Origin of the sequence: Enterocloster aldenensis, assembly GCF_003434055.1 — a bacterium.
In the GTDB taxonomy this organism is placed as follows: Bacteria; Bacillota; Clostridia; order Lachnospirales; family Lachnospiraceae; genus Enterocloster; species Enterocloster aldenensis.
In genome coordinates, this window is sequence record NZ_QVEX01000025.1 from 20,876 (window position 1) to 35,350 (window position 14,475).

Consider the following 14,475-nt stretch of genomic DNA (forward strand, 5'->3'; position numbering starts at 1 on the left):
GTGGCTAAGACAGGTGTGATACACGGCATTAATGGTCCTGTCGTTTCCTTGCTGGGTGACCCGGGATTCCAGATGAATGAAATGGTTTATGTGGGAGCGGAGAACCTGGTGGGCGAGGTCATCGGACTTACTTCAGGTAAAACAACGGTTCAGGTGTATGAGGAGACCAGCGGCATCAGGCCCGGTGAAACCGTGACCGGTACGGGCGCGCCCGTGTCCGTTACCCTGGCCCCGGGAATCCTCAGCAACATATTTGACGGAATTGAGCGTCCCTTAAGCGAGATTGCTAAGGGGAGCGGTTATTACATCAGCCGCGGCATATCCGTGGACAGCCTGGATACATCCAGGAAGTGGGATACGCATATGGTGGTAAAAAAAGGCGACCGCCTGATGCCGGGAACCATCATCGCCGAGGTGCCGGAGACAAGGGCCATTACCCACAAGGTGATGGTGCCCCCGGATGTGGAAGGTTATGTCCTTGAGGCTGTGCCGGACGGACAGTATACCATTGAGGAGACGCTGCTTACCGTGCAGCTGATGGACGGGTCGGAGAAAACGCTTACCATGACCCAGAAATGGCCCATCCGTATCCCACGGCCCACGGCCAAGCGTTTTCCGGCCGTAAAGCCGCTGATTACGGGACAGCGTATCCTGGATACCATGTTCCCCCTGGCAAAGGGCGGCACGGCAGCCATTCCCGGGGGATTCGGGACCGGCAAGACCATGACCCAGCACCAGGTTGCCAAGTGGTCGGACGCGGACGTGATTATCTATATCGGCTGCGGGGAGCGCGGCAACGAGATGACCCAGGTTCTGGAGGAGTTCTCGGAACTGATTGACCCTAAGACAGGCAATCCGTTGATGGACAGGACCACGCTGATTGCCAATACGTCCAACATGCCCGTGGCTGCCCGTGAGGCCAGCCTGTATTCCGGCCTGACCCTGGCAGAATATTACAGGGACATGGGCTATCATGTGGCTATCATGGCAGATTCCACCTCCAGATGGGCGGAGGCGCTGCGTGAGCTTTCGGGCCGTCTGGAGGAAATGCCGGCAGAGGAAGGTTTCCCGGCATATCTTGCGTCCCGCCTGTCCGCGTTCTATGAGAGGGCCGGCATGATGCAGAACCTGAACGGGACCGAAGGCTCCGTGACCATTATCGGCGCTGTTTCCCCGCAGGGCGGGGATTTCTCCGAGCCTGTGACCATGAACACCAAACGTTTTGTGCGGTGCTTCTGGGGCCTGGATAAATCCCTGGCCTACGCCAGGCATTTCCCGGCCATCCACTGGCTGACCAGCTACTCCGAGTACATCAACGACCTGGCGTCCTGGTACATGGATAATGTGGATAAGAAGTTTGTGGATTACCGCAACCGTTTAATGGCCCTGCTGACCCAGGAGAGCAGCCTGATGGAGATTGTCAAGCTGATTGGGGCGGACGTACTGCCGGATGACCAGAAGCTGGTGCTTGAGATTGCAAGGGTAATCCGTCTGGGCTTCCTGCAGCAGAACGCGTTCCATAAGGAAGATACATCCGTACCCCTGATTAAGCAGTTCAAGATGATGGAAATCATCCTGTACCTGAATAAGAAGTGCAGGGCCCTGATTTCCATGGGCATGCCTGTGTCTGTGTTAAAGGAAGAAAATATTTTTGATAAAATCATATCCATTAAGTATGATGTGCCCAATGAACGCCTGGATATGTTTGATGATTATAAACAGCAGATTGATGCGTTCTATGACAGGGTAATGGAGAGGAACGCGTAAAGGAGGACGGACAAATGGCAATTGAATATTTAGGTTTAAGTGAAATCAATGGCCCGCTGGTCGTCCTTGAGGGCGTTCAGAATGCGGCTTTTGATGAGATTGTGGAGATGACGGTAAACGGCAGCACCCACAAGATCGGGCGTATTATTGAGATTTACGGGGATAAGGCAATCATCCAGGTCTTTGAGGGCACCGAGGGCATGGCCCTGCGCAATACCCATACAAGGCTTACCGGCCATCCCATGGAGATTGAAGTTTCCGAGGAAATGCTGGGGCGTACTTTTAACGGTATCGGTCAGCCCATTGACGGGTTGGGCGACATCATATCCGATGTGAAGCTGGATATCAACGGAAAGCCTTTAAACCCGGTGACACGTGAGTACCCCAGGAACTATATCCGCACGGGCATCTCTGCCATTGACGGGCTTACAACCCTTATAAGGGGACAGAAACTGCCTATCTTCTCGGGCAACGGACTTCCCCACGACCAGCTGGCCGCCCAGATTGTGCAGCAGGCATCCCTGGGGGATAATTCGGATGAGAAGTTTGCGATTGTGTTCGGGGCCATGGGCGTTAAGTATGATGTGGCTGATTTCTTCCGGCGTACCTTTGAGGAGAGCGGCGTGTCCGAACACGTGGCCATGTTCATCAACCTGGCCAATGACCCTGTGGTGGAGCGCCTGATCACGCCCAAGATAGCCCTGACCCTGGCGGAATACCTTGCATTTGAAAAAGGTATGCATATCCTGGTCATCCTGACCGACATGACCAGCTACGCAGAGGCGCTGCGGGAGGTGTCCTCATCCAAGGGCGAGATTCCTTCCAGGAAGGGATTCCCGGGGTATCTGTACAGTGACCTGGCTTCCCTTTACGAGAGGGCGGGCATCGTGGCAGGACGGCCCGGGTCCGTTACCCAGATTCCGATCCTCACCATGCCCAATGACGATATCACCCATCCCATCCCCGACCTGACCGGATACATCACAGAGGGGCAGATCGTACTGGACCGCCAGTTGAACGGCCAGTCCATCTATCCGCCCATCAATGTGCTGCCTTCCCTGTCCCGTCTGATGAAGGACGGTATCGGCGAGGGATATACAAGGGCCGACCATCAGGATGTGGCCAACCAGCTTTTCTCCTGCTATGCAAAGGTGGGGGATGCCAGGGCCCTTGCATCGGTTATCGGCGAGGATGAACTGTCTCCCACGGATAAGAAGTATCTTGTATTCGGCAGGGAGTTTGAAGAGAATTTCGTGGGCCAGGAACGTCACGAAAACAGGACCGTTTTGGAGACGCTGGACATTGGCTGGAGGCTTCTTGGCATGCTGCCCAGGGAAGAGCTTGACCGTATTGACACTAAGATACTTGACCAGTTTTATAAGCCGGCAATAGAATGACATGGCAGCATAAGGAGTGATGTGAATGGATCCAAATACATTTCCCACAAAAGGTAATCTGATTGCGGCCAAGAACTCACTGAACCTGGCAAACATGGGCTATGGGCTTATGGATAAGAAGAGGAATATCCTGATCCGGGAGCTGATGGGCATGATTGACGAGGCAAAGGGCATCCAGTCCGAAATTGATTCCACGTTCCGGGCAGCCTATGCCGCGCTTCAGAAGGCCAACATTGAACTGGGCATTAACTATGTCCAGGAAATCGGAGCCTCCGTGCCAGTGGATGACAGGGTGAAGATTAAGGCCAGGAGCATCATGGGCACGGAGATTCCCCTGGTGCAGCACGAGGTAAGGCCGCTGGCCCTGACGTATGGGTTTTATAACACCACGGAGTCACTGGACGAGGCCCGATACCATTTTGAAAAGGTGAAGGAACTGACCATCAAGCTGTCCATGGTGGAGAATTCCGCCTACCGCCTGGCCAACTCCATTAAGAAGACCCAGAAGAGGGCCAATGCCCTTAAGAATATCACGATTCCCCATTATACTGAGTTGAGCAAATCCATCTCGGATGCCCTGGAGGAAAAGGAGAGGGAGGAGTTTACCAGGCTCAAGGTGATTAAGAGGAATAAAGGGGAGTAGGATAAATGTAGGGAAGAGGGGGATAATATGAGGGGGTTTTTGGGATGGTTTTGTGTGGGATTCCGGTAAGGAGGTTTGTGTGTATACATTTGAGGAATTGAAGGGGATTACGGCTAAGCTCCGGTCGGAGGAAGGGTGTCCCTGGGATAGGGAGCAGACGTTTGGGAGCCTGAAGAAGCATCTGGCATCTGAGGCTGAGGAAGTGTTCCAGGCTGTGGACAATGGGGATATGGAGAATCTGTGTGAGGAGCTTGGGGATGTGCTGTTCCAGGTCATGATTAACAGCCAGATTGCAAGTGAGCATGGATGCTTTACCATTGAGGATGTAATTGACGGTATATGCAGTAAAATGGTGCGAAGACACCCCCACGTCTTTGGAAATGTTAAGATAAATTCAGTGGAGGAAGGGACCGCTCTCTGGAATCAGATAAAAATGCAGGAAAAAGCCAAAAAACCTTGACAAATCAAAGCAAAAAGGCTATAAATGATTAAGTATACCAGACATTAATTAAGTAATGAATCCGGGAGGTTCCCGGGACTATATTCAGGAGGACAAATTGATGAACAAGACAGAATTAATCGCAGCAGTTGCTGAGAAGGCAGAACTTTCCAAGAAAGATGCAGAGAAGGCTGTTAAGGCTTTCACTGATGCAGTAGCAGAAGAACTTGTAAAGGGCGGCAAAGTACAGCTGGTTGGCTTTGGTACTTTCGAGGTTGCTGAGAGGGCTGCTAGAGAGGGTAGGAATCCTAAGACTGGTAACGCTATGCCTATCCCTGCTTCCAAGACACCAAAGTTCAAAGCGGGCAAGGCACTGAAGGATGAGGTTAACAAATAATTCATGAGACTGGACAAGTTTCTCAAGGTTTCCCGTCTGATTAAGCGCAGGACCATTGCCAATGAGGCCTGTGATGCAGGCCGTGTGCTGGTGAATGATAAGCCGGCCAAGGCTTCCCTGAATGTGAAGGCAGGGGATATGATTGAGATTCAGTTTGGCGCCAAGGCTGTTAAGGTCGAGGTCCTGGACGTGCAGGAAACCGTGAAAAAGGATGAAGCCAAAGAGCTTTACCGTTATATCTGAGATAAAAGGCATAGAATGGCCAACCTCCCCATATATTTAACTTAGGTTAGATATATGGGGAGGTTTTTTGTATGGATGAAAGAAACGTTGGCGGACGCCAGCACAAACTTATATTTCAGAACCGTGGAACAGGTAATATAACAGGAATCTGTGATGTGGTGTCCTTTGATGAGAATACCATTGTCCTGGATACGGATATGGGGCTTCTCACCATTAAGGGAAAGGAACTGCATGTGAGCAGGCTTACCCTTGAAAAGGGGGAGGTGGATATAGAGGGGACCATTGACAGCTGTGTGTACAGCTCCAATGAGGCCCTGCGCAAATCCGGGGAATCCCTGTTTACCAGGCTGTTTAAATAGGAGGTAAGGATGTGAGCGGCAGGATTCAGTACGAAGTCTGGCTTATGGCCCTGAGCCTGGTGACCGGGGCATGGCTGATGCTGGCCTATGATACCCTGAGGGTATTCCGTCTGGTCATCCGGCACGGCAGTTTCTGGATGGGGGTGGAGGATTTTATATATTGGCTGTATGCGGGCCTTGTTACATTCATCCTTCTGTATGAACAGAACGACGGGGTATTCCGGGCGTACGTGGTAGGCGGGGTGTTTTTGGGCATGATCCTATATGACAGGTTCATCAGCAGAATTTTTTTTAAGTGCTTGAAAAAGATAGGTAAATGTCTTAAAATAATATTTAACAGGGGCAGACATACAAAAATCTGTAACCAGGAACAAAGTGAAGTTGGTGAGTAGACAGATGAAATCCTATGGTAAATCAAGACGCATAAAAAAGGATAAATGGGCAAACCGCATGGCTATCATGGGGATTACCCTTGTTGTCATGTGCCTTGCCGTTGCCATTAACATAAAGGGCGCGGACCTTAAGCAGTCCGACCTGGATTACCAGATAAGGGAAGAGAATCTGGCAAGGCAGGTGGCAGAGGAGGAGAAGCGGACCGGCGAGCTGCAGGAATACAAGATTTATGTCAAGACCAAGCAGTATGCCGAGGAAGTGGCCAAGGAAAGGCTGGGACTGGTGAACCCGGATGAGATACTATTAAAGCCAACCCAGTAATGACGAAAACAGGCGAAACATTTTTAATATTCCAATCATGATTAGACATTTATTTCCCTCCGTGATGCGTATACTGGAAGTTACGCGGATTAGGAGGGATTTTTGTGTTTTCAAGGAATAGCAGAGATATAAAAAATAAAGTAGATGTGAATCATTATACGGCCAGAAGGCTGGGGGACATGGCGGAATCGCTGAACCAGCTGGCCAAGGCATTTGACGATGAGGTGGAAAAGAGCGGGCAGCTGACCCGGTTGGACGGGCTGGCCGCCATGCAGGCAAGCGCTGCCCTGGTGTGCGAAAGCTGCAGCAAGTGCAATCTGTATGCTGACAGTGAAAAGGAGGACAGTTATTACCTGTATTACCTGCTGCGGGCATTTGAGCAGAAAGGCCGCATTGATTATGAGGACATGCCCCAGATGTTTAAGAGCGGGTGCAGGAAACAGGACGCCTACCTGGCCCAGCTTAACCGCAGCCTGGGACGGGCTACCATGAACCTGTCCTGGAAGAACCGTTTTTTAGAGAGCAGGGACGCGGTGGTGTCGCAGTTCCGGGAACTGTCTGTCATCCTGGAGGAGTTTTCCCATCAGATTGACCAGGCCAGGGATATCAGTGAGGAGTTTGATTACATAATAAAGAAGCATTTCAGGAAATATCATATAGCGGTGGGGAACCTGCTTTTGCTGGAGTATGGGAATGGCCAGAAAGAGGCGTTCCTGACAGCCAGGACCACCAACGGCAGGTGCATAACATCCAAGGAAGCGGCTGAGCTTATGGGCCAGGTGGTGGATGATTCCAGGTGGAGTCCTGCCAAGGACAGCCGCAGCATCATAACCAAGCAGTATGCCACCATCCGTCTGCTGGAGGACGGCGGCTACCGCATGCTTTACGGCGCGTCCAGGATACCGCGCCAGGGTGAGAAATATTCAGGGGATAATTATACATTCTGTGAAAGCCAGGGAAGCCAGGTGGTGATGAGTCTTTCCGACGGCATGGGAAGCGGGGAGACTGCATCCAAGGAGAGCAGGCAGGTGGTGGAACTGACGGAGCAGCTCCTGGAGACCGGATTCTCAGCAAGGGCAGCCCTTAAACTGGTCAACACGGTCCTTTTGCTGGCCGGTGCGGAGCAGCACCCTGCCACGCTGGATGTGAGCTGTATCGACCTTCATACAGGCGTGCTGGAAGTGATGAAGCTGGGAGCGGTCCCTACCTTCATCATTGACGACGAGGGGGTGGAAATCCTGGAAGCGGGACAGGTTCCCATGGGAATCATGAACGGGGTGGAGCCCGTGCTCATGTCCAGGAAACTATGGGATGGCAACCGCATCATCATGGTCAGCGACGGGGTGCTGGACGCGCTTCCGGGGGATGACAAGGAGCAGGTGATGAAACAGTACCTGGAGAGCGTGGATGAGATGGGGCCTCAGGAACTGGCTGACCAGATACTGGATTTTGCCGTGTCCTTCATTCCTGCGCCAAGGGATGACATGACGGTACTGACAGCAGGGCTGTGGAAACGGCATTCCTAAAGAAAGGCAGTAGGATAGGGCTTGCGCGGCCGGGGATTTACAGGTATATTATAATAAGACACCTAAAACCGCCCTGGCGGCATCCTGGTCCATCTTGTATCCGGGGCGGTTTGGGACGGCCTGGAGAATAACCGGATGCAGGTGGGACAGATGGATGTGACAGAACAGAGGGTCAGAAAGACCATAGAAGAATATCATATGCTGGACCCGGGGGACCGGGTAATCGCAGCAGTATCAGGAGGGGCAGATTCCGTCTGCCTCTTAACGTTGTTATGCGGCATGAAAAAGGACTGGGACCTGGAGCTTTTAGCGGTCCATGTCCACCATGGGCTCAGGGGACAGGAGGCTGACAGGGATGCGGATTTTGTCAGGGCATTGTGTGAAGAACTGGATGTCACCTGTCATATCATAAAGGTAGATGTGCGTAAGTCTGCATCGGAAAATGGGATGTCCGAGGAGGAGGCAGGCAGGATACTGAGATATGAGGCGCTGGAGCAGGAGGCCTGCAGGTGGGAAGGGCGCTGCGGTGAGGCGCAGGACTGCGATGGGGGGCAGGGGAGCCTTGGCAGTGGGACCGGGGCGTGCCGGAATAAAAGGGTGAAGATTGCAGTAGCCCATCACAGCAACGACCAGGCAGAAACCATACTCCACAACCTGTTCCGAGGGAGCGGGCTTGGGGGGCTGAAAGGGATTCCTTATGTAAGGGGCAGGATCATACGGCCTCTTTTGGATATAGGACGGCAGGATATCGTAAGGTGGCTGGAGGAAAATGGCCGCGCCTGGGTACAGGATTCCACCAACACCTCCAACCACTATACCCGTAACCGGATACGGTGCCGTCTGCTTCCGCTGATTGAGGAGGAGGTAAACCAGGGCGCGGCCGGCAATATCCTGCGCATGGGGAGGCTGGCATCCCAGGCAGATGAATATCTGCGGGCACAGGGGGAATGCTGGATAAAGGGGCATGTCATACGCGGCGGCCCGGCGCATTTCCTGATTCCCTGTGACGCACTGGAGGCAGAGCCGGAAATCATCCGTTCCTATGTGGTGATGGAGCTGTTAAAAAGCCTGGCTGGATCAGCCAAAGACCTTGGCCTGGTTCATGTACAGCAGGTGCTTTCCCTGGCCGGGCGGCCGGTGGGAAAAGAGGTAAACCTGCCCTATTCGCTTCTGGCCCGGAGGGAATACGGGGGAATTTCCATTGGCAGGGGTATTTTGCAGGAAGAGGACGGGGAGGCATGCCTGCCCCAGGTCAGAATGAGCATTTTTCCCTATAAAAAAGGGTCACAATTTCCGAAAAATATGTATACGAAATGGTTTGACTGTGATAGAATAGAGGGTACGCCCGTGGTAAGAACCAGGCGTCCGGGAGATTATATTATCCTGGCGGATGGAAGCCATAAGGCATTAAAACGGTTTATGATTGATGAGAAAATACCGAGACAGCTGCGGGACCAGGTCCCCCTTCTGACAGACGGAAGCCATGTGATGTGGATAATCGGATACAGAATCAGCGATTTTTACAAGATTGGTCCTGATACAACCAAGGTATTGCAGGCAGAGGCAGGCAGCAGGAGAAAAGAATGAGTGAAACGGAGGATAAGGTGATGGCGGATAGGATTCGCGTGTTATTGACCGAAGAAGAGGTTGACAGACGCATTAATGAGATGGCGGCAGAAATCAGCGAGGAGTATGAGGGCAGACAGATCCACCTGATCTGTATTTTAAAGGGCGGGGTATTCTTTACATGTGAACTGGCCAAGAGGCTTACGGTTCCCGTATCCCTGGATTTCATGTCAGTTTCCAGCTACGGGGCAGGAACCGAGTCCAGCGGCGTTGTGCGGATACTCAAGGACCTGGATGAACCGCTGGCCGGCAAGGATGTACTGATTGTGGAGGATATCATTGACTCCGGCCGTACCCTGGCATATCTGATTGAGGTGCTGAAGCAGAGAGGGCCAAAGAGCATCCGTCTGTGCACGCTTTTAGATAAGCCGGAGCGCCGTGTGAAGAAGCAGGTAAAGGTGGATTATACCTGTTTTACAATACCGGATGAATTTGTAGTGGGATATGGACTTGACTATGACCAGAAGTACCGTAACCTGCCTTACATCGGAGTAGTAGAGCTGGACAATAAGTAGAAAGAAGGTCTAAGGAGGCAATTCGGTGAGACAGCAGCAGACATTTAGAGGTTTTATTTTCATACTACTGATGCTGATCTTAATCGCCACGGCAGTGCGGCTGCCGTATGCAAGACAGGCGGATAAGGTTACGAATCAGGATTTTGTCAGGATATTGGATGATGGCCAGGCAGCAGAGGTCGCCATCCATCAGAATCCCCAGACCCCCACGGGTGAGGTGGTGATTACCCTGACAGACGGACAGGTGAAACGCCTGTATGTGACAGATGTAAAAGATACCCAGAAGCTTCTGGAGGATCATCAGATGGAGTACGTGGTGATGGATGTGCCCCAGGAGAATTATCTGGTGACCATCATCCTTCCCTTCATGCTGTCCATCGTGGTGGTGGTCATCATCATCATGGTGATGAACCGCAGCGCCGGAGGCGGAGGCGCCAATGCCAGGATGATGAATTTTGGTAAGAGCAGGGCCAGGATGAGCCGGGACAGCAAGGTGAACTTTTCCAATGTGGCCGGCCTTGTGGAGGAAAAGGAAGAACTGGAAGAGGTGGTGGATTTCCTTAAGAATCCCCAGAAGTATACCAGCGTCGGGGCCAGGATCCCCAAGGGACTGCTTCTTGTGGGACCGCCGGGAACCGGTAAGACGCTGCTCGCCAAGGCAGTGGCCGGTGAGGCCGGTGTGCCGTTCTTTTCCATCTCCGGTTCTGATTTTGTGGAAATGTTCGTAGGCGTGGGCGCATCCCGTGTCCGCGACCTGTTTGAGGAAGCCAAGAAGAATTCGCCCTGTATTGTGTTCATCGACGAGATTGACGCGGTTGCACGCCGCAGAGGCACCGGCATGGGCGGCGGACACGATGAGAGGGAGCAGACCCTGAACCAGCTGCTGGTTGAGATGGATGGTTTTGGCGTCAATGAGGGAATCATTGTCATGGCAGCCACCAACCGCGTGGATATACTGGATCCTGCAATCCTGCGTCCGGGACGTTTTGACAGGAAGGTGGCGGTTGGCCGCCCGGATGTAAAGGGACGTGAGGAAATCCTCAAGGTACATTCCAAGGAGAAACCTCTCAGCGAGGACGTGGACCTGCGCAGGGTGGCCCAGACCACGGCAGGGTTTACGGGAGCCGACTTAGAAAACCTGATGAATGAGGCAGCCATTGTTTCTGCACGGGAGAACCGCAGGTTCATCAAGCAGAGTGATATTGACCGGGCCTTTGTAAAGGTGGGCATCGGCGCGGAGAAGAAGAGCAAGGTGATTTCTGAAAAGGATAAGAAGATTACGGCATACCATGAGGCGGGCCATGCAATCCTGTTCCATGTGCTTCCGGATGTGGGCCCTGTGCACACGGTATCCATTATCCCCACCGGAATCGGCGCGGCCGGTTACACCATGCCTCTTCCTGAAAACGATGAGATGTTCAACACCAGGGGCCGCATGATGCAGAACATCATGGTGGACCTGGGCGGCAGGATTGCAGAGGAACTGATATTTGACGATATTACCACGGGCGCGTCCCAGGATATCAAGCAGGCCACCCAGATTGCCAGGGCCATGGTGACCCAGTACGGTATGTCCGATAAGGTGGGCATGATCCAGTACGGCGGGGATGAGAATGAGGTATTCATCGGACGTGACCTGGCCCACACCAAGTCCTATGGCAACGGTGTGGCGGATACCATTGACACTGAGGTGAAGCGGATTATTGATGAGTGCTACCAGAAGGCAAGGGATATCATCAAACAATATGATTATGTCCTTCATTCCTGCGCCAGCCTTTTAATTGAAAAGGAAAAAATTAACCAGGAAGAATTCGAGGCGCTTTTCAGCCCGGCCCAGTAAACAGCGGATGGGAAACGGCTGGCTTATCCTGTCAGTCCTTGCTTTAATGGCCCTCTTTGCCACCTTTTCCATGAACCGGTACTGGAATAAGTGCTCCCAGAAGTATAATTACTGAGTGTTTTTTGATAAAAGGGATATGTTTTTTCAATAAACCCCCTCCCTTTGTCTATTTTCACCACAAACACACTGGAAATAATTGCATCTTTGTGCACACTTTTTTTCATACCTGTGATATTATAATAGACGTAACCCCCCCCAATACATTATATAGTTTTTGCTACACCCCATAAGAAACGAAATACCTTCTCCTGAAAAGCCTGGCTACCCCGCCAGGCTTTTCACTTTGTGGCAGGTGTGCAAAAATGTCACCTTTATCGAGGTTTTTCTACTATTATTCGTCTTGTGCAATTGTGGGAATTCATATACAATAGATGGAAGGAAAGTATTTTTTGACCAAATAAGGAAAAGGATATAAAGAGTGGAAGACAATATAAAAGGACTAATCAACAGGGAGGCCCTGTTTTCCTCAGAGACAGAGGACTACCGTTTTCCGGCTGAGCCGGACGCAGATGATGATGTAATCCTCCATATGCGGACAGGTAAGGGCAACGCAGATCATGTATATTATGTAGAGGACAATGCTGAGGTTGAGATGACCAAGGTCCTTTCAGACGAATTGTTCGACTACTATGAATATGAAATCACAGTAGGCACCGACCAGGTGCTTTATCACTTTAAAGTTGTAACAGGACAGGAGGTCTGTCTATATAACCGGCTGGGAGCCACGGATGAGGCCCAGCAGGGGTTTGATTTTAAGATTACTCCGGGATTCCATACGCCGGAATGGGCCAAAGGCGCGGTGATGTATCAGATTTTTGTGGACCGGTTTTGCAATGGCGATAAAAGTAATGATGTGGAGACCTGTGAGTATGTATATATAGGCCGTCCGGTCCAGCGGGTTGAGGACTGGGGAAGGAACCCGTCCGCAATGGATGTGGGATATTTTTACGGAGGTGACTTAAAAGGGGTCTGGGATAAGCTGGACTACATCAAAAGCCTTGGCGTGGAGGTCATTTACCTTAACCCTATTTTCGTATCCCCATCCAACCATAAGTACGACTGCCAGGATTATGAACATATTGACCCCCATTTTGGACGGATTGTGAAAGACGGCGGCAGGCTGGTGGATGAGGACGCCACTGACAACCAGGAAGCAAAGAAGTATGTGATACGCAGTGCGGGAAGGGAGAACCTGGAAGCCAGCGATGCTTTTTTTGCTGAATTTGTCCAGGAAATCCACAGGCGCGGCATGAAGATCATACTGGACGGCGTGTTTAACCACTGCGGTTCCTTTAATAAATGGCTGGATGCGGAAGAAGTGTATAAGCAATCAGGGGATTATGAGCCGGGGGCCTATGAATCCAAGGACAGCCCTTACCACAGCTTTTTCCATTTTTATGACGAGAGGGACCAGGCATGGCCGCGCAACGCAGCCTATGACGGCTGGTGGGGGCATGATACCCTGCCCAAGCTGAATTATGAAAATTCCGACAAGCTGGTAGAGTATATACTGAATGTTGCAAGGAAGTGGGTGTCCCCGCCGTATTCCATTGACGGATGGCGTCTGGATGTGGCAGCCGACCTGGGCCACACCTCGGAATACAACCATTCTTTCTGGCGCAGGTTCAGGCAGGCCGTGAAGGAGGTTAATCCGGATGTGCTGATTCTTGCAGAGCATTACGGTGACCCGGCATCCTGGCTGGAAGGCGACCAGTGGGACTCCATCATGAATTACGATGCGTTCATGGAGCCGGTCACATGGTTCCTGACCGGCATGGAAAAGCACAGTGACAGCTATAACGGCGGCCTGTGGGGTGATGGGGAAGCATTTTTTAATGCAATGAAATATCATATGAGCCGTATGCAGACCAACACGGTGATGACGGCCATGAACCAGCTCTCCAACCACGACCATTCAAGGTTCCTTACCAGAACCAACCAGATGGTGGGCAGGACCGGTACCATGGGGCCTGACAGGGCAGGAGAGAACATAAAGCTGTGCGTGCTCCGGGAGGCAGTGGTGATTCAGATGACATGGCCGGGAGCCCCTACTTTGTATTATGGAGATGAGGCGGGCGTGTGCGGCTGGACGGATCCGGACAGCAGAAGGACCTATCCCTGGGGCAGCGAGGATCTGGAACTGATTGAGTTCCACCGTTATATGACCGGTATCCATAAACGGGTTCCGGCCTTCCGCAAGGGAAGTGTGAAGCCGCTGGCGGCAGGATATCAGAAAATTGCCTATGGACGCATGTATGAGGATTATCAGGCAGTGACCGTTGTGTGCAACAGCCCTGAGGCGCAGACCATGGAGATTCCGGTGTGGCAGCTGGGCATAACGGATGATATGATCCTTGGGCGTCCTATCCTGTCCACGGAGGATGGGTATAATGCCGGGATCATGATGTACCGTGTAAAGGAAGGCATCCTGAAGGTTAACATGCCGTCCTACAGCGCGGCGGTGTTTATCTCCAGGCCCGAGGATTTTTATCCGGTTGTGGATTCGCGGTTTGCGGACGGAGTGGGAGAGGAAAAGTAGGAACAGGAAACAGGAATCCGGGGATGTGCAGGGGATTCATAGGAAGATAGATAGGGAATTGAAAGGAAGAGCGCTTGATGGCGGCAGATATTAGGATGCGGTCATGGGGCGCTTTTTCTTTTGGTCTGCGGCTATGAGGCGCTTTTTTGGGGTTTGCGGGAATGGGATTTTAATTTAGGCCTGCCCTTGGTTTTCCGGACCAGGGTGTGTTTTGTTGAAATCATACAAGAATAAACAATATTTTTTGTAAGGTTAGTCAATTTACAACAAGGATGTGTGATGATAGTATTATATTGTCATACAACAAAAAATAACATCAGATAAATATAAAATAAATATTGGTATAGTAGGACTAATAAAAATATATGTACTACAACAATCGGCATTATTGTGCTGGGGGGATATTCAAT

At 51.6% G+C, this 14,475-nt stretch carries 14 protein-coding genes; all 14 read left to right on the plus strand.

The window, feature by feature from the left end:
- The 14 genes from DWX59_RS26535 to DWX59_RS26600 all read left to right on the plus strand — a co-directional run bounded on the left by DWX59_RS26535 (position 1) and on the right by DWX59_RS26600 (position 14,065).
- Positions 1-1,767 carry a V-type ATP synthase subunit A gene (locus DWX59_RS26535; protein ID WP_117563163.1) on the plus strand — a complete coding sequence of 589 codons (1,767 nt, stop codon included), beginning with the start codon at positions 1-3 and terminating at the stop codon, positions 1,765-1,767.
- Positions 1,768-1,781: 14 nt separating this feature from the next.
- On the plus strand, positions 1,782-3,164 hold the full coding sequence (locus DWX59_RS26540; protein ID WP_117563164.1) for a V-type ATP synthase subunit B: 1,383 nt from the start codon (positions 1,782-1,784) through the stop codon (positions 3,162-3,164).
- A gap of 25 nt (positions 3,165-3,189) precedes the next feature.
- Positions 3,190-3,807, plus strand: a complete 618-nt coding sequence (locus DWX59_RS26545; protein ID WP_117563165.1) for a V-type ATP synthase subunit D — start codon at positions 3,190-3,192, stop codon at positions 3,805-3,807.
- A 79-nt stretch (positions 3,808-3,886) separates the two neighbouring features.
- Positions 3,887-4,267, plus strand: coding sequence for a MazG nucleotide pyrophosphohydrolase domain-containing protein (locus DWX59_RS26550; protein ID WP_117563166.1), 381 nt, complete (start codon positions 3,887-3,889; stop codon positions 4,265-4,267).
- Between the two features lie 55 nt (positions 4,268-4,322).
- On the plus strand, positions 4,323-4,643 hold the full coding sequence (locus DWX59_RS26555; protein WP_264469875.1) for an HU family DNA-binding protein: 321 nt from the start codon (positions 4,323-4,325) through the stop codon (positions 4,641-4,643).
- A gap of 3 nt (positions 4,644-4,646) precedes the next feature.
- Positions 4,647-4,886, plus strand: a complete 240-nt coding sequence (locus tag DWX59_RS26560; RefSeq protein ID WP_117563167.1) for an RNA-binding S4 domain-containing protein — start codon at positions 4,647-4,649, stop codon at positions 4,884-4,886.
- Positions 4,887-4,957: 71 nt separating this feature from the next.
- Positions 4,958-5,245 (plus strand): sporulation protein YabP, encoded by a 288-nt coding sequence (gene yabP, locus DWX59_RS26565; protein WP_117563168.1) that lies wholly within the window; start codon positions 4,958-4,960, stop codon positions 5,243-5,245.
- Positions 5,246-5,256: 11 nt separating this feature from the next.
- Positions 5,257-5,637: a spore cortex biosynthesis protein YabQ gene (gene yabQ, locus DWX59_RS26570; protein ID WP_117563169.1), complete on the plus strand. Its 381-nt coding sequence runs from the start codon at positions 5,257-5,259 to the stop codon at positions 5,635-5,637.
- A 4-nt stretch (positions 5,638-5,641) separates the two neighbouring features.
- Entirely contained in the window at positions 5,642-5,959 is a 318-nt protein-coding gene (locus tag DWX59_RS26575) for a septum formation initiator (RefSeq protein WP_117563170.1), read from the plus strand.
- 104 nt (positions 5,960-6,063) lie between these two features.
- Positions 6,064-7,485, plus strand: a complete 1,422-nt coding sequence (locus tag DWX59_RS26580; RefSeq protein ID WP_117563171.1) for a SpoIIE family protein phosphatase — start codon at positions 6,064-6,066, stop codon at positions 7,483-7,485.
- Between the two features lie 150 nt (positions 7,486-7,635).
- Positions 7,636-9,072, plus strand: a complete 1,437-nt coding sequence (gene tilS / locus DWX59_RS26585; RefSeq protein ID WP_117563192.1) for a tRNA lysidine(34) synthetase TilS — start codon at positions 7,636-7,638, stop codon at positions 9,070-9,072.
- Positions 9,073-9,092: 20 nt separating this feature from the next.
- On the plus strand, positions 9,093-9,626 hold the full coding sequence (gene hpt / locus DWX59_RS26590) for a hypoxanthine phosphoribosyltransferase (protein ID WP_117563193.1): 534 nt from the start codon (positions 9,093-9,095) through the stop codon (positions 9,624-9,626).
- Positions 9,627-9,651: 25 nt separating this feature from the next.
- On the plus strand, positions 9,652-11,466 hold the full coding sequence (ftsH, locus tag DWX59_RS26595) for an ATP-dependent zinc metalloprotease FtsH (protein WP_117563172.1): 1,815 nt from the start codon (positions 9,652-9,654) through the stop codon (positions 11,464-11,466).
- A 478-nt stretch (positions 11,467-11,944) separates the two neighbouring features.
- Positions 11,945-14,065, plus strand: coding sequence for a glycoside hydrolase family 13 protein (locus DWX59_RS26600; protein ID WP_117563173.1), 2,121 nt, complete (start codon positions 11,945-11,947; stop codon positions 14,063-14,065).
- The last annotated feature ends 410 nt before the right edge of the window (positions 14,066-14,475 follow it).

What these genes read in the sequence shown, in the direction of transcription:
- DWX59_RS26540 (WP_117563164.1), top strand. Translation starts at nt 1,782, where the DNA reads ATGGCAATTGAATATTTAGGTTTAAGTGAAATCAATGGCCCGCTGGTC.
- DWX59_RS26545 (WP_117563165.1), top strand. Translation starts at nt 3,190, where the DNA reads ATGGATCCAAATACATTTCCCACAAAAGGTAATCTGATTGCGGCCAAG.
- DWX59_RS26555 (WP_264469875.1), top strand. Translation starts at nt 4,323, where the DNA reads ATGAATCCGGGAGGTTCCCGGGACTATATTCAGGAGGACAAATTGATG.
- DWX59_RS26560 (WP_117563167.1), top strand. Translation starts at nt 4,647, where the DNA reads ATGAGACTGGACAAGTTTCTCAAGGTTTCCCGTCTGATTAAGCGCAGG.
- yabP (WP_117563168.1), top strand. Translation starts at nt 4,958, where the DNA reads ATGGATGAAAGAAACGTTGGCGGACGCCAGCACAAACTTATATTTCAG.
- DWX59_RS26575 (WP_117563170.1), top strand. Translation starts at nt 5,642, where the DNA reads ATGAAATCCTATGGTAAATCAAGACGCATAAAAAAGGATAAATGGGCA.
- tilS (WP_117563192.1), top strand. Translation starts at nt 7,636, where the DNA reads ATGGATGTGACAGAACAGAGGGTCAGAAAGACCATAGAAGAATATCAT.
- hpt (WP_117563193.1), top strand. Translation starts at nt 9,093, where the DNA reads ATGGCGGATAGGATTCGCGTGTTATTGACCGAAGAAGAGGTTGACAGA.